19 protein-coding genes are annotated in these 19079 nt (G+C 63.1%); 15 read left to right on the top strand and 4 right to left on the bottom strand.

Features of this window, described 5'->3' with window-relative positions; genetic code table 11:
- Window positions 1–14: 14 nt before the first annotated feature.
- The 5 genes from glnT to ACSQ3E_RS25160 all read left to right on the top strand — a co-directional run bounded on the left by glnT (window position 15) and on the right by ACSQ3E_RS25160 (window position 6709).
- Window positions 15–1358: a type III glutamate--ammonia ligase gene (gene glnT / locus ACSQ3E_RS25180; RefSeq protein ID WP_115734727.1), complete on the top strand. Its 1344-nt coding sequence runs from the start codon at window positions 15–17 to the stop codon at window positions 1356–1358.
- 82 nt (window positions 1359–1440) lie between these two features.
- The gene (locus ACSQ3E_RS25175; RefSeq protein WP_192320275.1) at window positions 1441–2694 is read left to right on the top strand and encodes a sarcosine oxidase subunit beta family protein; all 1254 of its coding nucleotides are present in this window, start codon (window positions 1441–1443) and stop codon (window positions 2692–2694) included.
- A 16-nt stretch (window positions 2695–2710) separates the two neighbouring features.
- Complete coding sequence (locus ACSQ3E_RS25170) at window positions 2711–3019, top strand: sarcosine oxidase subunit delta (protein WP_067967931.1); 309 nt, start codon at window positions 2711–2713, stop codon at window positions 3017–3019.
- Between the two features lie 2 nt (window positions 3020–3021).
- Window positions 3022–6084 carry a sarcosine oxidase subunit alpha family protein gene (locus tag ACSQ3E_RS25165; RefSeq protein WP_436124747.1) on the top strand — a complete coding sequence of 1021 codons (3063 nt, stop codon included), beginning with the start codon at window positions 3022–3024 and terminating at the stop codon, window positions 6082–6084.
- Window positions 6077–6709: a sarcosine oxidase subunit gamma gene (locus ACSQ3E_RS25160; RefSeq protein WP_436124746.1), complete on the top strand. Its 633-nt coding sequence runs from the start codon at window positions 6077–6079 to the stop codon at window positions 6707–6709. Before ACSQ3E_RS25165 ends, ACSQ3E_RS25160 begins: the two co-directional genes overlap by 8 nt.
- A gap of 162 nt (window positions 6710–6871) precedes the next feature.
- Here ACSQ3E_RS25160 and ACSQ3E_RS25155 read toward each other — a convergent pair whose 3' ends face one another.
- Window positions 6872–7246, bottom strand: coding sequence for a hypothetical protein (locus ACSQ3E_RS25155; RefSeq protein WP_436124745.1), 375 nt, complete (start codon window positions 7244–7246; stop codon window positions 6872–6874).
- Window positions 7247–7628: 382 nt separating this feature from the next.
- Here ACSQ3E_RS25155 and ACSQ3E_RS25150 point away from each other — a divergent pair, with 382 nt between their 5' ends.
- The 3 genes from ACSQ3E_RS25150 to ACSQ3E_RS25140 all read left to right on the top strand — a co-directional run bounded on the left by ACSQ3E_RS25150 (window position 7629) and on the right by ACSQ3E_RS25140 (window position 12392).
- Window positions 7629–10322 carry a phosphoenolpyruvate carboxylase gene (locus tag ACSQ3E_RS25150; RefSeq protein WP_436124744.1) on the top strand — a complete coding sequence of 898 codons (2694 nt, stop codon included), beginning with the start codon at window positions 7629–7631 and terminating at the stop codon, window positions 10320–10322.
- Window positions 10323–10362: 40 nt separating this feature from the next.
- Complete coding sequence (gene glyA / locus ACSQ3E_RS25145; RefSeq protein WP_436124743.1) at window positions 10363–11667, top strand: serine hydroxymethyltransferase; 1305 nt, start codon at window positions 10363–10365, stop codon at window positions 11665–11667.
- Window positions 11668–11744: 77 nt separating this feature from the next.
- The gene (locus ACSQ3E_RS25140; RefSeq protein ID WP_436124742.1) at window positions 11745–12392 is read left to right on the top strand and encodes a LuxR C-terminal-related transcriptional regulator; all 648 of its coding nucleotides are present in this window, start codon (window positions 11745–11747) and stop codon (window positions 12390–12392) included.
- Here ACSQ3E_RS25140 and ACSQ3E_RS25135 read toward each other — a convergent pair whose 3' ends face one another.
- The 3 genes from ACSQ3E_RS25135 to ACSQ3E_RS25125 all read right to left on the bottom strand — a co-directional run bounded on the left by ACSQ3E_RS25135 (window position 12393) and on the right by ACSQ3E_RS25125 (window position 14159).
- On the bottom strand, window positions 12393–13175 hold the full coding sequence (locus tag ACSQ3E_RS25135) for an anti-sigma factor family protein (protein ID WP_436124741.1): 783 nt from the start codon (window positions 13173–13175) through the stop codon (window positions 12393–12395). It abuts the gene before it with no gap.
- Window positions 13172–13711: an RNA polymerase sigma factor gene (locus ACSQ3E_RS25130; RefSeq protein ID WP_436124740.1), complete on the bottom strand. Its 540-nt coding sequence runs from the start codon at window positions 13709–13711 to the stop codon at window positions 13172–13174. Before ACSQ3E_RS25130 ends, ACSQ3E_RS25135 begins: the two co-directional genes overlap by 4 nt.
- Before the next feature lie 199 nt (window positions 13712–13910).
- Window positions 13911–14159, bottom strand: a complete 249-nt coding sequence (locus ACSQ3E_RS25125; RefSeq protein ID WP_436124739.1) for a hypothetical protein — start codon at window positions 14157–14159, stop codon at window positions 13911–13913.
- Here ACSQ3E_RS25125 and ACSQ3E_RS25120 point away from each other — a divergent pair.
- The 7 genes from ACSQ3E_RS25120 to ACSQ3E_RS25090 all read left to right on the top strand — a co-directional run bounded on the left by ACSQ3E_RS25120 (window position 14142) and on the right by ACSQ3E_RS25090 (window position 19069).
- Window positions 14142–15254: a S8 family serine peptidase gene (locus ACSQ3E_RS25120; RefSeq protein ID WP_436124738.1), complete on the top strand. Its 1113-nt coding sequence runs from the start codon at window positions 14142–14144 to the stop codon at window positions 15252–15254. The genes ACSQ3E_RS25125 and ACSQ3E_RS25120 overlap by 18 nt on opposite strands.
- 229 nt (window positions 15255–15483) lie before the next feature.
- Window positions 15484–16068 carry a DUF4956 domain-containing protein gene (locus tag ACSQ3E_RS25115; RefSeq protein WP_436124737.1) on the top strand — a complete coding sequence of 195 codons (585 nt, stop codon included), beginning with the start codon at window positions 15484–15486 and terminating at the stop codon, window positions 16066–16068.
- Window positions 16046–16858 (top strand): polyphosphate polymerase domain-containing protein, encoded by an 813-nt coding sequence (locus tag ACSQ3E_RS25110; RefSeq protein ID WP_436124736.1) that lies wholly within the window; start codon window positions 16046–16048, stop codon window positions 16856–16858. Before ACSQ3E_RS25115 ends, ACSQ3E_RS25110 begins: the two co-directional genes overlap by 23 nt.
- Window positions 16859–16869: 11 nt before the next feature.
- Entirely contained in the window at window positions 16870–17796 is a 927-nt protein-coding gene (locus tag ACSQ3E_RS25105; RefSeq protein WP_436124735.1) for an esterase-like activity of phytase family protein, read from the top strand.
- 382 nt (window positions 17797–18178) lie between these two features.
- A complete protein-coding gene (locus tag ACSQ3E_RS25100; RefSeq protein WP_310323612.1) occupies window positions 18179–18496 on the top strand; it encodes a hypothetical protein in 318 nt (105 codons plus the stop codon).
- Window positions 18497–18506: 10 nt separating this feature from the next.
- Window positions 18507–18890 (top strand): hypothetical protein, encoded by a 384-nt coding sequence (locus ACSQ3E_RS25095; RefSeq protein WP_436124734.1) that lies wholly within the window; start codon window positions 18507–18509, stop codon window positions 18888–18890.
- A gap of 11 nt (window positions 18891–18901) precedes the next feature.
- On the top strand, window positions 18902–19069 hold the full coding sequence (locus tag ACSQ3E_RS25090) for a hypothetical protein (protein ID WP_310323608.1): 168 nt from the start codon (window positions 18902–18904) through the stop codon (window positions 19067–19069).
- Window positions 19070–19079: the final 10 nt, after the last annotated feature.

The raw sequence follows: 19079 nt of genomic DNA, 5'->3' as shown, positions 1-19079 counted from the left end.
GGGAGGAGCAATTCATGGGTACGGCCTTCGAAGCCAAAATCGATCAGTCAGAGGTGACCGATCTCAAAGAGTTCGCAAGGGCTCGCAACATCAGATACTTCATGGTCTCGTATACGGACCTGTTCGGCGGCCAGCGCGCCAAGCTGGTACCCGCCCAGGCCATTTCGGACATGCAGAAGGACGGAGCCGGCTTTGCCGGCTTCGCGACTTGGCTGGACCTCACGCCGGCGCACCCCGACATGCTTGCCGTGCCGGATCCGCTCTCGGTCATCCAGCTGCCCTGGCGGCCGGAAGTTGCCTGGCTCGCATCGGACTGCCTGATGGAAGGCAAGGGTGTTGCCCAGGCACCACGCAACACGCTGAAGCGCCTTGTCGCCGAAGCCGCCAAGGAAGGCATGCGCGTCAAGACCGGTGTCGAGCCGGAATTCTTCCTGACGACGCCGGATGGCAACCAGATCGCCGACGAGTACGATACGGCTGCAAAATCCTGCTACGATCAGCAGGCGGTGATGCGCCGCTTCGACGTCATCGCCGAAATCTGCGATGCCATGCTCGACCTTGGCTGGAAGCCCTACCAGAACGACCATGAGGACGCGAACGGCCAGTTCGAGATGAACTGGGAGTATGACGACGTTCTCCAGACCGCCGACAAGCACTCCTTCTTCAAGTTCATGGTTCGCTCGATCGCCGAAAAGCACGGCCTGCGCGCAACCTTCATGCCGAAGCCGTTCCAGGGTCTGACCGGCTCGGGCTGCCACGCCCACATCTCGGTGTGGGACCTTGCCGGCAAGTCCAATGCGTTCGCCGACAAGAACATGGAACTGGGCCTGTCGGAAAAGGGCCGCTACTTCCTCGGCGGCATCATGAAGCACGCCTCGGCGCTTGCCGCGATCTGCAACCCGACCGTCAATTCTTACAAGCGCATCAACGCACCGCGCACCGTCTCGGGTGCTACCTGGGCGCCGAACACGGTGACCTGGACCGGCAACAACCGCACCCACATGGTGCGTGTGCCCGGCCCCGGCCGCTTCGAACTGCGTCTGCCCGACGGCGCGGCCAACCCGTACCTGATGCAGGCGATCATCATCGCCGCCGGCCTCAGCGGCATTCGCTCCAAGGCCGATCCCGGTCCGCGCAGCGACGTCGACATGTACCGCGAGGGCCACACCGTCACCCACGGTGCCAAGCTGCCGCTCAACCTGCTCGACGCGCTCCGCGCCTATGACGAAGACAGCGAGCTCAAGGCTGCGATGGGCGAGGAGTTCTCCGCCGCCTACATCAAGCTCAAGCACCAGGAGTGGAACTCCTACGCGTCGCACTTCACCCAGTGGGAACGCGACCACACGCTGGACGTCTGAGGCACCAAACAGGCATTGCGCCCGGTCATCCAGATCGGGCGCAATCCTCGGACACACCTCACATTTCGCCGGAACACATGCGATGAAATATTCGATCTTCTCACTCGCTAAGGCTGCTCTGTCAGGCCACAAGGGCTGGACCCGGGCGTGGCGCGATCCGGCACCCAAGAGCCACTATGACGTGATCATCATCGGCGGTGGCGGCCACGGTCTGGCCACGGCGTATTTCCTCGCCAACGAATATGGCATCCGCAACGTTGCGGTGCTTGAGAAGGGCTGGATCGGTTCGGGCAATGCCGGCCGAAACACCACCATCATCCGCTCCAACTACGGCCTTCCCGGCAATACCGGCTTCTACGAAATGTCGATGAAGCTGTGGGAGCGCATGGAGCAGGATCTCAATTACAACGCGATGGTTTCCCAGCGCGGCATCATCAACCTGTATCACTCCGATGCCCAGCGCGATGCTTTCGCCCGCCGCGGCAACACCATGCGCATCAACGGCATCGACGCCGAATTGCTCGACGCCGTGCAGATCCGCAAGGAGCTGCCGTTCCTCAACTATGACAGCCCGCGCTTCCCGATCATGGGCGGCCTGATGCAGCGCCGCGGCGGCACAGCCCGCCATGACGCGGTCGTCTGGGGTTATGCCCGCGCAGCCGACCAGCGTGGCGTCGACATCATCCAGAACTGCGAAGTCACCGGCTTCGTGCGCGACCACAATGGCAAGATCACCGGCGTCGAGACGTCGCGCGGCAAGATCAGCGCCGGCAAGGTCGGCATGGCGGTCGCCGGCAACACTTCGCGCGTTGCCGCGATGGCCGGCATGAAGCTGCCGATCGAGAGCCATGTGCTGCAGGCCTTCGTCTCCGAAGCGATCAAGCCGCTGATCCCTGGCGTCATCACTTTCGGTGCCGGCCACTTCTACATCAGCCAGTCCGACAAGGGCGGCCTTGTCTTCGGCGGCGACCTCGACGGCTACAATTCCTACGCCCAGCGCGGCAACATGCCCGTGATCGAGGACGTCTGCGAAGGTGGCATGGCGGTGATGCCGATGATCGGCCGCGTCCGCATGCTGCGCCAGTGGGGCGGCATCATGGACATGTCGATGGACGGCACGCCGATCATCGACAAGACGCCGATCGACGGCCTCTATCTCAACGCCGGCTGGTGCTACGGCGGCTTTAAGGCGACGCCGGCTTCGGGCCTCGTCTTCGCCCACCTCTTGGCGCGCGACGAACCGCATCCGGAAGCCGCGCGCTTCCGGCTCGACCGGTTCCGCCGCGGCGCGATGATCGATGAAAAGGGCCAGGGCGCCCAACCCAACCTGCACTGAAAGCGAGACTGGCGGAATGCGTATTGCATGTCCTTTCTGCGGCGAACGCGAGAACGGCGAGTTCACCTATCTCGGCGACGCTTCGCCCAAGCGGCCCAACTTCGCAGTCGATAGCGGCGAAAGCCCTGAGGGCGTCGAGGACGCCTTCTACGACTACGTCTATCTGCGCGACAACGTCGCCGGCTACATGCGCGAGTACTGGTACCACGGCGGCGGTTGCCGCTCGTGGCTGATCGCCGAGCGCAACACGGTGACGCATGAATTCAGGTCGGTGACCGCAGCCCCAGGCGTTGGCGCGGCCAAGCCGGTGCAGGCAGGAGAATAAAGATGTCGGGCTATTCCGGATCCGAACCGCTCGGCAGGACGGCCGCACTCGAGGGGACGCCGACCAGCGCGCGCAGCCAGGCAGCTTCGGCCAGCCAGTCGCACCGCCTGCGCAGTGGTGGCCTGATCGACCGCCAGCAGCCTTTGCAGTTTTCGTTCGATGGCAAGGTCATGTCGGGCTTTGCCGGCGACACGCTGGCCTCGGCGCTGGTCGCCAATGGCGTCAAGCTGGTCGCGCGTTCTTTCAAGTATCATCGCCCGCGCGGCATCATCACCGCAGGCTCCGAAGAGCCGAGCGCGCTGGTCGAGATGCGCAGCGGTGCCCGCAAGGAGCCGAACACCCGCGCCACCACGCAGGAACTCTATGACGGCTTGGTTGCCCAGAGCCAGAACCGCTGGCCTTCGCTGCGCCGCGACTTCATGTCGATCAACCAGCTGGCCGCACCGATCTTCGTTGCCGGTTTCTACTACAAGACATTCATGTGGCCGGCGAAGTTCTGGGAGAAGGTCTACGAGCCGCTGATCCGCCGTGCAGCGGGTCTCGGCAAGAGCGCCGAGCTGCCCGATCCAGATCACTACGACAAGGCCTGGGCGCATTGTGACGTGCTCGTTATCGGCGGCGGTGCGGCTGGTCTTTCGGCCGCTCTCGCGGCTGGCCGTGCCGGCTCGCGCGTCATCCTCGTCGAGGAAGACAGCCGCCTCGGTGGCCGCCTGCTCAGCGACGGTGGCGAGATCGACGGCATGCTTGCCGAGGAGTGGGTGCGTCGTACGACCGACGAACTCACAGCACTTCCGAATGTCCGCTTCATGGTCCGCACCGCGCTGTTCGGTGTCTATGACGGCGGCGTCTATGCCGCGCTCGAGCGCGTCAACGACCACGTTCCGGTGCCGGGTCCGCATCAGGTCCGCCAGCGCGTCTGGCGCATCGTCGCCAAGCGCTCGGTCGTGACGGCCGGCGCCATCGAGCGGCCGATCGTCTTCCCGGGCAATGACCGTCCGGGCGTGATGATGGCGTCCGCCGTGCGCACCTATGTCCATCGCTTCGCGGCGATGCCGGGCCGCAAGGTCGCGCTGTTCACCAACAATGACGACGGCTGGCGCACGGTCGAGGCGATCCAGCAGGCCGGCGGTGATATCGCAGCCGTCATCGATCCGCGCGGCAAGGTGCCGGCGGAATACCAGGCGCTGGCAGAGCTTTCCGACCTGCGCGTGCTTTCGGGCGGCGTCTCCGACGTCAAGGGTGGCGTCGACGGCGTGCGCGGTGTTGTCGTCACCGACAACAATGGCCGCACGCAGCAAATCGACGCCGACTGCCTCGCCGTCTCTGGCGGCTGGAACCCGAATGTCGGGTTGTCCTGCTTCCATCGCGGGCGCCCTGTCTGGCGCGACGACATCGCCGCCTTTGTTCCGGGGGATTCGCCGAAGGGCATGACGACCGCCGGTGCTGCCAATGGCGAGTTCTCGCTCGGCGCCTGCCTGCGCGATGGTCATGCTGCGGGCGCGGCCGCTGCCGCCGAATGCGGTGCATCAGGCAATGCCGGCGAAGCGTCGGAAGCCGGCGACGAGGTCTATGCGATCTCGCCGCTCTGGCAGGTCAAGGCCAAGGGCAAGGCTTTCGTCGACTTCCAGCACGATGTTACCGCGTCCGACGTGACGCTGGCGCAGCGCGAAGGTTTCGAGAGCGTCGAGCATCTCAAGCGCTACACCACGCTTGGCATGGCGACCGACCAGGGCAAGACGTCGAATATCACCGGCCTCGCCATCATGGCCGAAGCCACCGGCCGCACCATCCCGCAGACAGGCACGACGATCTACCGTCCGCCCTATGCGCCAGTGGCGATCGGCGCGCTGGCCGGTCATCATCGTGACGAGAACTTCCACGCTTGGCGCCTGACGCCGTCGCATCACTGGGCCGCTGCCCGGGGCGCTGTCTTCGTCGACACCGGCCTGTGGAAGCGTGCGCAGTGGTATCCGCAGCCGGGCGAAAAGGACTGGCTGGAGTCAGTGACCCGCGAAGTGCTTGCCGTGCGCAACGGCGTCGGCTTTTGCGACGTCTCCACCCTCGGCAAAGTCGACGTTCGCGGCGCCGACGCCGGCACCTTCCTCGACCGCGTCTACATCAATGCCTTCTCGTCGCTTGCCGTTGGCAAAGCGCGTTACGGCCTGATGCTGCGCGAAGACGGCATCGTCATGGACGACGGTACGACCTCGCGTATTGCCGAAGACCACTACTTCCTGACCACGACGACCGCCAAGGCCGGCCCTGTCATGGCGCATCTCGAGTTCTGCCGCCAGGTTCTGTGGCCCGAACTCGACGTGCAGCTGTCGTCGGCTTCGGATCAGTGGGCTCAGTTCTCGATCGCCGGGCCCAACACCCGCAAGCTGCTGCAGGAACTTGTCGATCCGTCCGAGGACATGTCCAACGAAGGCTTCCCCTTCATGGGCGCCCGCGAGGTCAAGCTGCGCGGCGGTGTCACCGCTCGCCTGTTCCGCATCTCGTTCTCCGGTGAAATCGCCTTCGAAATCTCCGTCCCGGCCCGCTACGGCGCCGCCATGGCGCAGAACCTGATGATCGCCGGGCGCGATCTGGGCGTCACGCCCTACGGCACTGAAGCACTCGGCGTCATGCGCATCGAAAAGGGCCACGTCGCCGGTCCCGAGCTCAACGGCACGACGACCGCCGACGATCTTGGCCTCGGCAAGATGATGTCGAAGAAGAAGGACTTCATCGGTCGCGTCATGGCTGGCCGCGAAGCACTGACGGCGCCAGATCGCCAGGTCGTCGTCGGCATCAAGCCGCTCGACCAGAAGCGTCGCCTGCGCTCCGGTGCCCATGTCCTTCCCAAGGGCGCGATCCCCGGTCCGGAAACCGATCAAGGCTACGTCACTTCGGTGTGCTACTCGCCGATGCTGGAGCAGTGGATCGGTCTTGGACTGGTCGAACGCGGCCGCGAGCGCTTCGGCGAAATCGTGCGCATCCACGATCCGCTGCGCAACGAAGACTATGAAGCCGAAATCTGCAATCCAGTCTTCTACGATCCAGAAGGAGCGCGCCAGCGTGGTTGATTATCTCTGGAACACCCAATCGCCGCTGCAGAAGGCGCTTGTTCCCGGCCGCCACGGCGCAGCTGGAGCACATGTCGGCGTGACGCTCAACGAAGTGCGCGACATCGTGCTGGTGCAGGTCATGGCTCGGCGCGGCAAGGCAGCGGAGGCCGCCAAGGCAGCCAAGAAGCTGTTCGGCATCGAAGCGCCCGCTACGCCCAAGGCTGTCACTGGTAAGGCGGCGACGCTGATCTGGTCGGGTCCCGATCAGTTCACGGTCATTGCACCGCGTACCGACGAGGCTTCGCAGCTTGCAGCCATGGCGCAGGTCTTCGCCGGTTCGGCATCTTTGTCCGACCAGTCGGATGGCCGTTGCCTGATCCGGGTTTCCGGGCCGCGTGGCCGCGACGCCATCGCCAAGTTCTCGTCGCTCGATCTGCACGACCTGGCCTTTCCGGTTGGCGCTGCGGCGAACACCTCGGTCGACCATACGGCGGTGAACTTGTGGCGCGAGGCAAATGGCGCCGACGGTCACCCTGTTTACAACATGCTGGTGTTCACTAGCTTCGCCGACAGCCTGTGGCACACCATCGTGGACGCGTCCCTGGAGTATGGCGTCGAGGCGGCAAGCGCCCGGGCGGCCTGACGTAAGCTAAGCATCCCATCAAGTACAAAAGCCCCGTTCGACTGGACGGGGCTTTTCTTTTGGTGCGCTGGTTCACGGGGCCAGGCTGAAATTCACACATAAAAATGCTCTGCCGCGAACGCTGGAACGCTCACGGCAAAGCTCTTTTTGGACAACTGTGGATCAGGCCTCGACGCAGGCTTTGCGCAGCTCAATCAACGAGGCAGTCGGACGTAGCAGCGATAGCGTCAGACGCTCGACGCAGATCGGCATCACCAGCTTGGCGCCATCGGCATATAGCGAGCCGCCCGAAGCGCGGAACGAACCCTTGTCGATGATGGTCTCGAGCACGTCGCGCGTGCGCAGCGGCAAGAGGTCGGTGCAAGCGCTCATCCGCGCAAAGATGTGACTGATGGGGACGTTGTAGCCATCGACGGCTACGAGAGGCTCTTCATTGCCTTCCTTCCACTCCTCAAGCGCTTCGAGCGCATCGTGGAAGGCGTTGTGAAGGGTGATCGGCGCGTGGCCTTCATAAAGTTCCGGCAGCACTTTCTGCATGTGCATGTTCCTCTTCAAGCTCGTTTGGATCGTGCTGCGGCGATGCGGATCAGAGTAGTGGACCTCACTTTCATGCGCCTCCCGTACTTGCCTTATATGCAACATATTTGCACATGAGTTAAATCGCGTCCACTGCAAAACGCACTGGACCAACCCACGCCAACATCCTGATCGTCGGTCCGGGCCGATAGTCCAATTTGGGCTTGGAGATCATCGTTCGGCCAGTCTCAGCACCACCCGAACGAATGGGAAATCTACCCGTACGGGGCGTTTTCAAGCCGGCACAAAAACTGTCTGCTGTCAGTTAGGAAAACTGCATCTTTCCCGACAGCCGGCTCAACGAAACGGCACGGGGAAACAACTCAAGATGAATGGGTGTCGCTTGGAGGAGAGCAGACCACTCAGCTTTCGCGAAGACGTCCGCAGCCTACTGTTCAGGGTGCTGCTTTCGGTCGTCAGCGAACGCGAGCCCGATATGGCGGAGGTCCTTACCGGCCGTGTGAGCCTTGATGCGCTCGAAAGCGGGCAACGCATTGCCGCGCTGCAGGCCACCGGTATCTGGTTCCAGCTTGTCGCCATCGCCAATGAACTTCTGGCGATGCGCTCGCGCCGCGAACTCGAACAGATGGGCGGTGCCGACGAGGTCATCGGCTCCTTCGCCAATGTGATGGGCGAAATAGCAGCCGGCGGCTACCCGGCCGAGCAGATCCAGACTACCCTCGAAGACCTTTGTGTCGGGCCGACGATGACGGCGCATCCGACCGAGGCCAAGCGCGTCACTGTTCTCGAAATCCACCGCCGCATCTATCGCAAGCTGACCGAGCTCGAGCAGCAACGCTGGGCGCCGCGTGAACGCGAGCAGCTGATCGACGACCTCAAGAGCGAGATCGAGCTGCTGTGGATGTCGGGCGAGTTGCGGCTCGAACGCCCGTCTGTCGAGCGCGAGATCGCCTGGGGCCTACATTTCTTCCGCGAAGTGATCTTCGAAGCGACGCCCAAGCTCTACGACAGCGTCGAGGAGGCGCTGGCCCGTCACTATCCCGAATATGACATCAAGGTGCCGTCCTTCATGAGGTACGCCTCATGGATCGGTGGTGACCGCGACGGCAATCCGAACGTCACGGCCAAGATCACGGCCTATGCACTCAACGAGTGCCGCCAGGCGATTGTCGGCTGGTACATCGGCCAGGTGCGCAAGCTGGTCACCGTGCTCAGCATCAGCGCCAATGTCGTCGACATTCCCGATACCTTCATCAAGGCGCTGGGCCATGCGCTGCACCGCTCCGGCAATGCCTCGGAGATCGTCGCGCGCAATCCCGACGAGCCGCTGCGCCAGTTTGCCGGCGCGATGCTCGACCGGCTGGAAGCTATGCGCGGTGCTGCCTCTGCCAAGCCTTACACCCGCTCGGAAGGCTTCAAGACCGACCTGCGCGAACTCGAGAACGTGCTTGGCCAACTTGGCGGCAAGCTGATTGCCAGGCGCTTCGTCCGGCCGCTGCGCCAGCAGGTGGAGACCTTCGGCTTCCGCACTGTTTCGCTCGACATCCGCCAGAATTCGACGGTGGTGAACCGTGTGCTGGCCGAGCTGTTCAAGCTCGCCGACCCGGCCGCAGCGCCTGCACCCGACACGCCACAATGGACGCAGCGTATCAGGGCTGCGCTCAACTCCGGCGAGCAGCTGGAGGTCGACAGGCTGGCGCTGTCGGAAGAAGCGCAGGAGCTGCTCGATCTGTTCGACGTCATCCGCAAGGCTTCGGCCGGTTTGAATGGTGGCGCTGTCGGTGCCTTCATCCTGTCGATGACCCGGTCGAGCGACGACCTGCTCGCCGTCTACCTGCTTGCACAATATTCCGGCCTGGCAACCGCCATGGATGGTAGCGGAACCATCGCGCTGCGTGTCGTCCCGCTGTTCGAAACCATCGCCGACCTGCGCGCTGCGCCAGACATCCTCGATCAGCTGTTCGCAGTCTCGATCGTTCGCCGGTCGGTCCGTGATTTCGGCAACCGCCAGGAAGTGATGCTCGGCTACTCCGACTCTAACAAGGACGGCGGGTTCCTCGCCTCCAACTGGGAGCTCAACAAGGCGCAGCGGCGCATCACGGCACTTGGCATCAAGCGCAAGGTCAAGATCAGCTTCTTCCATGGCCGCGGCGGTTCGGTCAGCCGCGGCGGTGCGCCGACGGGTAGGGCGATCGCCGCCCAGCCTGCGGGGACCATTGGCGGCGCGATGCGCGTCACCGAGCAGGGCGAGGTGGTGTCGTCCAAGTTCGCCAATCGCGGCACGGGGCTCTATCAGCTCGAAATCCTCGCCGCGAGCGTCTTCGCCCACAGCGTCAAGTCGCCAAACGAAGCCGAGCTCAAGGACATTCCCGAGTTCAGCGAGGCTTTGGAAGCACTGACCGGCATGTCCCAGGCGTCCTATTCGGGCCTGATCAACGAACCGGGCTTCATCGATTACTTCAACCAGGCGAGCCCGGTCGAGGAACTGGCGCTGCTCAAGATCGGCTCGCGTCCAGCCCGCCGTTTCGGCGCCCGCGACATCTCCGATCTGCGCGCCATCCCATGGGTGTTCGCCTGGAGCCAGAACCGCCATCTGCTGACCAATTGGTACGGTATCGGCAGTGCATTGAACTCGTTCGTCAACGTCCGCGGCGACGCCGGGCTGGAACTGCTCCAGCAGATGTTCGAGCGTTCGCGCTTCTTCCGGCTCGTCATCGACGAGGTCGACAAGGGGCTCTACCAATCCGACATGGACATCGGAAAGCTTTATGCCGGGCTGGTCCAGGACCGTGAGGTTGGTGAGCGCATCTACTCCAAGATTTCAGCTGAATATGCGCTGACCCGGCGGATGATCTCCGAGGTCAATGGCGGTCTGAAACTGTCCGAGCGGTTCCCGGCCTTCAAGCGCCATTTCGACCGCATCCGCCCACAGATGGACTCGATCCACCGGCTGCAGGTGCAGCTGCTGCGCGAGGTTCGTGCCCAGGACGATGCCACCGTCAACCCGAAGCGGGCCGTCAACGCGCTTCTGCTTTCGATCAACTGCATTTCCGCCGGTCTCGGCTGGACCGGATGACCCAGATTTCAGGCGTCTCAGGCGCCGCTAGGAGGAGCCCATGAATATACCGACAAGACCCGGCATCGGCAGCGCCCGCAACTTCTTCCGCACAGGTGTCGCCCAGGCAGACCCCGCTGTCAGCGATGCGATGGGACGCGAGCTTCAGCGCCAGCGCGACGAGATCGAGCTGATCGCCTCGGAGAACATCGTCTCAAGGGCGGTGCTCGAAGCTCAAGGCTCGGTGCTGACCAACAAGTATGCCGAGGGCTATCCCGGCCGCCGCTACTATGGCGGCTGCCAGTATGTCGATGAAGTCGAGGATCTGGCGCGCGAACGCGCCAAGGCGATGTTCAACTGCAGCTTCGCCAACGTGCAGTCCAACTCGGGCAGCCAGGCCAACCAGTCGGTGTTCATGGCGCTGATGAAGCCGGGCGACACGTTCCTCGGCCTCAACCTCGCCGCTGGCGGCCACCTGACCCACGGCGCGCCGGTCAACCAGTCGGGCAAGTGGTTCAATGTCGTCTCCTATGGCGTCAAGCCCGACACCCACCGCATCGACATGGATGAGGTCCGCGACCTCGCCAAGAAGCACCAGCCCAAGGTGATCCTCGCCGGCGGCTCGGCCTATCCGCGCATCATCGACTTCAAGGCGTTTCGCGAGATCGCCGACGAGGTCGGTGCCAAGCTGTTTGTCGACATGGCGCATTTCGCTGGCCTAGTTGCCGGTGGCGTGCATCCCAACCCGCTCGAACACGCCCATGTCGTGACGACGACCACGCACAAGACCCTGCGCGGTCCCCGCGGCGGCATGGTGCTGTCCAATGACGAAGAGATCGGCAAGAAGATCAATTCGGCGGTGTTCCCGGGTCTCCAGGGTGGTCCGCTGATGCACGTCATCGCCGCAAAGGCGGTTGCCTTCGGCGAGGCGCTGACGCCTGATTTCAAGGTTTATGCCGCCAACGTCGTCTCCAACGCCAAGGCGCTGGCCGAAACGCTGCAGGAGGGTGGCGTCGACATCGTCTCCGGCGGCACCGACACGCATCTGATGCTTGTCGATCTCAGGCGCAAGAACCTCACCGGCAAGGCGGTGGAAGCAGCCCTCGGCCGCGCCCACATCACCTGCAACAAGAACGGTATCCCGTTCGATCCGCAGGGGCCGATGGTCACATCTGGTGTTCGCCTGGGCACGCCGGCATGCACGACGCGCGGTTTCCTCAACGAAGAGTTCCGCCAGGTCGGCCGCATGACGATGGCCGTCATCGACGGACTTGCGGCCAATGGCGAGGAAGGCAATGCCAAGATCGAGTCTGCCGTTCGTGAAGAAACGCACGATTTGGTCAGCCGATTCCGAATCTACGACTGATTTCTGTCGCTGCAGAGCGGGCATGTCTTGGCGAATTCGATTGGAATGCGCCAAGACATGAAGTCGATGGCGGGCTGATGGCGCAACACAAGAAGCTGAATGTCCTGATCGCCGAGCGCAACCCGCTGGTGATTTCGGCTTTGCGCGACATGATCAGCCGCGACGAGCGTTTTGCCTTCGTCGAGGGCGTGCAAAGCGGCGATGCCTTCATCAAGGCGGTTGCGGCGGCCGAGCCGGCATTTGACGTCGCGATCGTCGCCTGGAAGCTGTCCGACATGGATGCCAGCGAGGTTCTCACCGAGCTGCAGCGCCGGCAGCTCACTGCCCGCATGGTGATCTTTTCCAACGACCATGACGTCGGCATCTTGAAGCAATGTGTGCGGCTGGGCGTGCAGGGTTTCTGCTACCAGTTCGACGATCCGTGCATTCTGTTCGACACGCTGCTTGCGGTCGCGAACGGACGCATCTGCATCCCCTACATCGATGTCGCCAAGATCAACGAGACGCCGCTGTCGCGCCTGACGACGCGCGAACTCGAACTGCTTGGCGTGCTGGCGGACGGCTGGACCAATCTGCAGATCGCCACGCGGACCGGAATCTCCGAGAACACGGTCAAGTACCACCTGAAGAATCTCTACGACAAACTGGGCGTACGCAACCGCGCCATGGCGGTCGCGCTTTATGCCAGCGAGCGCAAGCGCGGCCCGCAACCAGGTCCCCGATAGTCAGCGCAGGCCGAGCGCCTTTTTCTCATCCGCCTCCGAGAGCGGAGCCCCGGCCTGGGTCGTGGTCAGATAGGCGTCGACAGTTTCCGAGGCCCCGGCCGGGATATAGTCCTGCCCGGCAGCCGGTGCTGCCACGGCAAGCCTGAGATCCCAGTTTTGCCCGACCCGGCAAGCGACCGAAACCAGTGACGTTTCCGATACGCGATGAAGCTCGAACTCGCGGCAGAGCGCGCCTGCTTCGTCGCGGAAACTGGAGACGAACTTGATCGTGGTGCCACCGGCATTGATGTCGGTGCCTGAGGGCGTGGTGGCGAGCGCTTTGGTCATCACTGGATCGCTGATCGCGGCAACCATCCCGCCTGAAACGGGCGCGCCGGCCTTGCCGGCGAGATAGCCGCTTGCGCCGACGATAACGGCCGCAAGCGATGCCGCCAGCGGTAGAGTCCAGCTTGAGCTGACCTTGCGTGGTGCTGCCTTCGGCTGGAAGGTCACGACGTTGTCGGCGGCAGGCTGCTGGCTTGCGTCATCAGGTGCATTTTCGCGCCTGCGCGCCTCGTCGATCATCTTCTGCACCGACTGGGTAAGCACTTCGGGGACCGGCTCGTCGATCAGCGGCTTCAGCGCAGCAGACGCCTCGGCGCGGCTTTCCATGAAGGTGGCGACGCGGACAACGAGCGCATCGTCGGTGCCCATGGCCTCCTCGATCGCCGCCGTGGTTTCAGCGTCGAGCTCGCCATCGGCGAAGGCCATCAGGGTTTCGTCGTCGAATTCGCGCCTGTTCATGTCTTCCCACCTTTTCCGGGTGAACGGTCGGCTGCAGGGTTTATTCCTGCTGCCTCTGCAAGATTCTTGCGGGCCCGGGCAAGCCTGCTCATGACCGTGCCAATGGGGATGCCTAGCACCTCGGCCGCCTCCTTGTAGGACAGGTCCTCGATGCAGACGAGCAGCAAAACTTCGCGCTGATCGTCAACAAGCTCGTCTATTGCCACAGCCACGCTTTTCAGCGTCAGCCGGGCTTCGGCATCTTGTTCACCGCTCGCGCCGACGATGTCGTTGCGATCGTCGATGTCCTCGCGCGGCCCGGCCGTCTTGGTGCGGCGCACCTGGTCGATCCACAGATTGCGCAGGATGCGGAACATCCAGGCATCGAAGCGGGTGCCCGCTTCGAACCGTTCCTGGCTGGCCAAGGCACGCTCGCAGGCCGCCTGCACGAGGTCATCGGCAAGATCGCGCGACCGGCAAAGCGAAATGGCGAACCGGCGCAGATTGGGCAGGAAAGCGATCAAGCGATCGCTGACCGAAACATTGTCACCCTTCATGCAGTCGTATCCCGTCTCTCCTCACGGAAATGGCGAGGCAACGGAATAAACCGGGCCGTCGTCCGTTGGGCTCAAAATGCACAAATGTAGTCAAAATGATATGGGATGCCGAAAGGCTTATGTGGATCGCTAACAATTGCCGTCTGCGCGCCATATCGCCAGGAAAGGACGAACCATGATTTCGAAGCGCCCATCGGGTTCACTTGCGGTTGTTTTTGCGCTGGCGTTGAGTGGTGCGACCTTTGGTGTGCCTGCGGTGCCGCCGATGCTGGCAGATGTTTTCGGCAGCGGGATCGCGCTTGCTGACGACGATGATGACGATGGCGGCGGCGGCGGAAGCAGCACCGACCGCAGGGATTCCAGCTCGCCGGGAACGGGGAAGGGGCGCAATCTCTTCGATCTCTTCCGCAAGGCTGAGCCTCGACGAAAGGTGGTCCGGCCCGCGCAAGCGCTTTTGCGCCAGGCGCCGCGGGAGATCGTGGCAATCGGCCTCGATCAGGCCTCGATCACAAACCTGACCGCCGCGGGCTATTTGATCAGCGACCGCGCCGATGTCACGCTCGTTGGAGCCGAAATCGTCAAGCTCAGCGTCCCCAACGGTACGACGCTCGAAGCGGCGCGTGCCGATGTTGCGGCAGCGGCACCCAACGCTGTGGTCGACTACAATCACCTCTACCGTCCCGACCAGAATCGCGCCGAACCTTGCGGCGCCGAACAATGCCTGGCGCGCCACGTCGTGGGATGGCCGGAAGCAACGGCGATGCCGGAACGCTGCACGGCCCCAGTGCGGATCGGCCTCATCGACACGGCGATCAATGACGAACATCTCGCTTTCGCCGGCGGGCGGATCGAGACCATCCGGTTGGGAATGGGCGACCTTCCTGAATCCGCGCGCCAACACGGCACGGCGGTGGCGGCACTCCTTGTAGGCTCTGCGGAAAGCCGAACGCCGGGCCTCGTACCCGGCGGCGAACTCGTGGCGGTGGATGCTTTTCGGCGCGACGGCAGTGACGACCGTTCGGCAGTCTACGATCTCGTTCGGGCCATCGACCTGTTGGCCGGCAAGGGCGTGCTCGTCATCAACATGAGCCTGACCGGCCCGGCAAACCTTCTGCTTGAGCGAACAGTGGAGGCGGCAGCACAGCGCGACATCGTGCTGGTCGCTGCCTCCGGTAATGGCGGCCCGCGCGCGGCTCCGCTCTATCCCGGCGCTTATGAGCACGTGATTGCCGTGACGGCGATCGACCGGCGTAAGAACCCCTACAGGCGCGCCGGAGCCGGTGATCATATCGACTTCGCCGCACCGGGCGTTCAGGTCTGGACGGCGGCTTCAGTCAAGGGCGCCTCCTCGAAGACCGGCACATCCTTTGCCGCACCGTTCGTCACGGCGGCGGTGGCGATGATCAAGGCCGCCAATCCCGAGCTCAAGGCCGACGAGGTCGAGACGCTGTTGCGCCAGGGTGCAGAAGATCTTGGCAAGCCCGGCAAGGATCCGGTGTTCGGCTGGGGCCTGCTCAACGCACGGACGATCTGCCAGAGTTGAGCCGCAGGCGAGGCGCGAGATGCGCCTTGTATAATCCTGTTTTCATGTTGATTTTCATCTTATGCGCCGAGATCGAAAATAGTTTGCCGGCGATGGAATAGGTTTCTGCAACGCCCGTTCTTCCTGACGTAGCCGTTGTGCGGCGCAATTCAGGAGAACCGAAAATGCCAATCCCTTGCCCGCCTTGTCAGGCGCTACGAAGGCCCTCTACGACGACGGGGAGCGGCCGATGATCGCGCAACTTCTCCAGACGCCGTTCGCGGCCGAATTCGTTCGCTTCGGCCTCAACCTTACCGGCATGTCGGCGCTGCTGTTCGGCATGTACTACCGGCGCTACCGCGACAAGGAACTGGTCACCGCGGCGGCCCTGTTCAACATCTTTGTCTTTGCTGTGTTGACCGTACTGTCGACCGTCCAGTTCGGGGTTGCCGCGGGCTTTGGCCTGTTCGCCATCCTGGCGCTGTTCACGCTTCGCTCGGAGCCGCTTTCGAAGACCGAGATGACCTATTTCTTCGGCAGCGTGGCCATTGCTGTCATCTGCTCGGTGCAAGGCACGACCTTGCCTTTCGTGGCAGTGACGGTGGCCTTGGTGCTCGCAGGCGCCTTCGTCGTCGATCATCCCCGCATGCTGCAGTCGGTCAGCGGCACCAAGGTCTCGCTCGATAAGATCAACGTCGCACTGCTGTCGGACCCTGTCGCCATGCGCACCGAACTGTCCGAGCGGCTGGGCGTCGACGTGCTGTCCTACCAGGTGCTGCAGCTCGACTACATCACGGAAATGGCGAAGCTCAATGTCCATTATCGCAAGCACTGACCCGCTGATTGCTGGCGGCTTCGCGCCGATCAGCCTTAAGGCCCTGAACGGTAAGGCCGCCATGCTCGAGCGGCTGGACAACAAGTATGTCGTCGACGGCACCATGCTGATGCGGGCCGCCGGCGATTTCACCGAGGTCTTCGACATGCTGGAGATCGATGGCCGGCGCGCCTTCACCTACGAGACCTGCTACTTCGACGATGCCGGGCGTCGCAGCTATTTCGACCATCACCAGGGCAGGCGGCAACGCGCAAAGGTGCGTATCAGGCGCTATGTCGAGGCGGGGTTGTGTTTTCTGGAGGTCAAGCTCAAGGACAAACGCGGCATAACCGTCAAGAAGCGCCTCGACCTCGATATCGCAAGCTTCGGCAAACTCGACGACGAGGCGATGGCCTTCATCGACAAGGTCTACCATGCGCAGTACGGCCAGGCCTTCCCGCACCAGCTGTCGCGCGTTCTCGACATGCGCTACCGCCGCATGACGTTGGTGGCGCGGCAGGGCGGCGAGCGTATGACCATCGACACTGGCCTCGAGTTCTTTGCCGGCGGCGCGCGTCGTGCCGTCGATCCCAACCTGTTCATCCTCGAAACCAAGTCGGCAAACGGCAACGGCGTTGCCGACGGCATCCTCAGGGCGCTGCACCAGCACCCGACCAAGCGCTGCTCGAAATATTGCGTCGCCACCGCGCTGTTGAACCCCGGCACAAAGCATAACCGCTTCCTGCCGGCCCTGCGCAAGCTTGGTGGCGTGCCCGCCCGCCCGGCTCTTCACCAGCCAAACATCCAATAGGAGTGAGAGACATGATCAAGCACTTCACCGCCGCGCTGCTCGGCGCCTCGGCCCTTGCGCTCGCAACCCCCGTTGTGGCCGGTTCATCCGAACTTGCCGTGCTGGACAGCCAGCCTGCTCCGGTCGCCGCGCCGGACGGCCAGTCGATCAACGAGCTGTCTGGCCTTGCCTGGGATGCCGACGAAAAGCTGCTCTATGCCGTATCCGACGACGGCGTCCTGCACCACTTCCGGCTCGAGATCGCCGACGGCAAGATTTCTAGCTCGGAGCCTGTCTTATCGGTGCCGTTGAAGGCAGGCGCGACCCCTCAGGTCGTCAACGCCGAGGGGCTTGCCGTCACCAATGGCGACAATGGCAAGCAGGGCGACACCGAGCTGCTCGTCGCTTTCGAGGACGGGCCGGCTATCCATCGGTTCAAGGCCGACGGTACGTCGCTCGGTGCCGTGCAACTGCCGGAAGCACTCGCTGATGCCGCAAAGTACAGCGAGACCAACAGCCGCCTGGAGGCGGTGGCGGTCGCCGGCGCGCTCGGTGTCGTCACAGCACCTGAGGAAGCGCTCCTGGGCGAGCCCGGTGATATCCACACCATCCATGGCCTCGACGGCAAGCGCTGGAGCTTCGCCACCTTCCAGCCCAAGCGCAGCAACCTCAAGGCGGTCGAGCCCATGCCTGACGGCAGGCTGCTGCTGCTTGAACGCACGCGTGAGCAGAAGGGTGGGCCGAGCGTCGGCCGTCTCAGGGTCCTCGATCCCAAGACGTGCGGCGAGGCCAATGCTTGCGCCGTCGAAAATCTCGACACTGGAGCCAGCCGGTTGCTCAACGACAATTTCGAGGGGCTGACTGGCCTAGGTGGAGACCTCTATCTGCTGGTCACCGACAAGACGAAGAAGGAAGGGCCGGCAAGCTTCGTCCTGGTCTCGGTCAAACCGGGCGCCTAATCTTTGTCTCACTGCAACAACTGGCGGCGACCGGCACCACATTCCGGTTGCCGCTGCTGGCGTTTGAGACCGCCTTCACCCGGCGCGACTCCCCCAGTCGCTCACTTCGCAAGAACATAACGTGCAGTGCCGTTCCCGCCCGTTTGGGCAACGCGGACCGCCCGTTAGCGACCTCTGGCGTAAAATTTCCGACACCGCGTCAGGCCAACAAAATCCAATCGATTCAATGCTCTTCGGTTTCGTCGAAAGTCGTAGTGCGACAAGTGCGCGCGGTCGTCACTTGACAGGAAATTAACTTTGCCGGACATTCCTCAGGGGAAATTAATTTCCCGCAGAAGCAAACCAGAATGAAGCCGAAAACGGCCGTGGTGGAGGAGGAAAAATGGAAGCGACTTTAAGTCAGCAACGCGGGGACGCGACTCTCGAGCAGCGCATCGACAAGATGCATGGAAGGGATCGAGCGGGTCTCGTGATATTCGTTGCGGTGCTCTGGTGCACCATGTTGTTCGCCCTGTTCAGCGTCTGGTCCTACATTTCCATCCCGGCTATCCGCATCATCCTGTCGATCGCCTGCGGCCTCGTTCTGGCCTTCAACACGGCGGCCATCGTCGCCATGCTGCGCCACTACGTCGAAGACAAACACTTCATCTATGGCCTCGACATCAAGCATCTCGACGAGATGCGGCGCCGTCGCGGCTGAGGAGCGCATAATGGCTTACAAACCTCCGAAACAGAGCCTCGCCGGCCAGATTTTCGACGTCGTGACCTTGCTCGTACTGACCGTGGGCGCGCTCTACATCCCGCTTTATCTGGGCCTCGCTGGTGCCGCCAAGGTGCCAAATCCGATCGCCAACCCGACCTGGGAAGCGCTCGGCCAGAACGCCACCGAACAGCAGCAATGGGCAGCACTCGGCGTCACCGACCCGGCCGCCGCCAATGACATCATCACCGCCCGCTTCGACTACAGCTTCAGCTGGAGCGCGCTGATAGTCATGGCCGTGCTGGTCATCGGCTACTTCGTCATGGTCGTGCGGCTGTCCGACAAGGAATACCGCGAAGTCATCGAAGAACGCTTCGGCGACAAGAAGCGCTAGGGGAGGTCACCATGGATACCTGGAACATTCTGGAATACGTGGCCTGGGCTCTCTCCGCGCTCTTCGGCGTGCTGATGCTCATCGACCTCGTCCGCATCGACACGACCTATGACAATGAGCTGCTGATCTCTTCTCGCGAAGGCGAGATCGAGGCGACCGCAGAACGCCACGAGATCTGAGGGGACGACG

It is taken from the genome of Aminobacter sp. LjRoot7 (genome assembly GCF_964252895.1).
In the GTDB taxonomy this organism is placed as follows: Bacteria; Pseudomonadota; Alphaproteobacteria; order Rhizobiales; family Rhizobiaceae; genus Aminobacter; species Aminobacter aminovorans_B.
This window is presented reverse-complemented; position numbering and strand designations above follow the sequence as displayed.

What these genes read in the sequence shown, in the direction of transcription:
- ACSQ3E_RS25175 (WP_192320275.1), top strand. Translation starts at nt 1,441, where the DNA reads ATGAAATATTCGATCTTCTCACTCGCTAAGGCTGCTCTGTCAGGCCAC.
- ACSQ3E_RS25135 (WP_436124741.1), bottom strand. Translation starts at nt 13,175, where the DNA reads ATGAACAGGCGCGAATTCGACGACGAAACCCTGATGGCCTTCGCCGAT.
- ACSQ3E_RS25155 (WP_436124745.1), bottom strand. Translation starts at nt 7,246, where the DNA reads ATGCAGAAAGTGCTGCCGGAACTTTATGAAGGCCACGCGCCGATCACC.
- ACSQ3E_RS25105 (WP_436124735.1), top strand. Translation starts at nt 16,870, where the DNA reads ATGATCAAGCACTTCACCGCCGCGCTGCTCGGCGCCTCGGCCCTTGCG.
- ACSQ3E_RS25165 (WP_436124747.1), top strand. Translation starts at nt 3,022, where the DNA reads ATGTCGGGCTATTCCGGATCCGAACCGCTCGGCAGGACGGCCGCACTC.
- ACSQ3E_RS25115 (WP_436124737.1), top strand. Translation starts at nt 15,484, where the DNA reads ATGATCGCGCAACTTCTCCAGACGCCGTTCGCGGCCGAATTCGTTCGC.
- ACSQ3E_RS25140 (WP_436124742.1), top strand. Translation starts at nt 11,745, where the DNA reads ATGGCGCAACACAAGAAGCTGAATGTCCTGATCGCCGAGCGCAACCCG.
- ACSQ3E_RS25110 (WP_436124736.1), top strand. Translation starts at nt 16,046, where the DNA reads ATGTCCATTATCGCAAGCACTGACCCGCTGATTGCTGGCGGCTTCGCG.
- ACSQ3E_RS25100 (WP_310323612.1), top strand. Translation starts at nt 18,179, where the DNA reads ATGGAAGCGACTTTAAGTCAGCAACGCGGGGACGCGACTCTCGAGCAG.
- glnT (WP_115734727.1), top strand. Translation starts at nt 15, where the DNA reads ATGGGTACGGCCTTCGAAGCCAAAATCGATCAGTCAGAGGTGACCGAT.
- ACSQ3E_RS25170 (WP_067967931.1), top strand. Translation starts at nt 2,711, where the DNA reads ATGCGTATTGCATGTCCTTTCTGCGGCGAACGCGAGAACGGCGAGTTC.
- ACSQ3E_RS25095 (WP_436124734.1), top strand. Translation starts at nt 18,507, where the DNA reads ATGGCTTACAAACCTCCGAAACAGAGCCTCGCCGGCCAGATTTTCGAC.
- glyA (WP_436124743.1), top strand. Translation starts at nt 10,363, where the DNA reads ATGAATATACCGACAAGACCCGGCATCGGCAGCGCCCGCAACTTCTTC.
- ACSQ3E_RS25130 (WP_436124740.1), bottom strand. Translation starts at nt 13,711, where the DNA reads ATGAAGGGTGACAATGTTTCGGTCAGCGATCGCTTGATCGCTTTCCTG.
- ACSQ3E_RS25090 (WP_310323608.1), top strand. Translation starts at nt 18,902, where the DNA reads ATGGATACCTGGAACATTCTGGAATACGTGGCCTGGGCTCTCTCCGCG.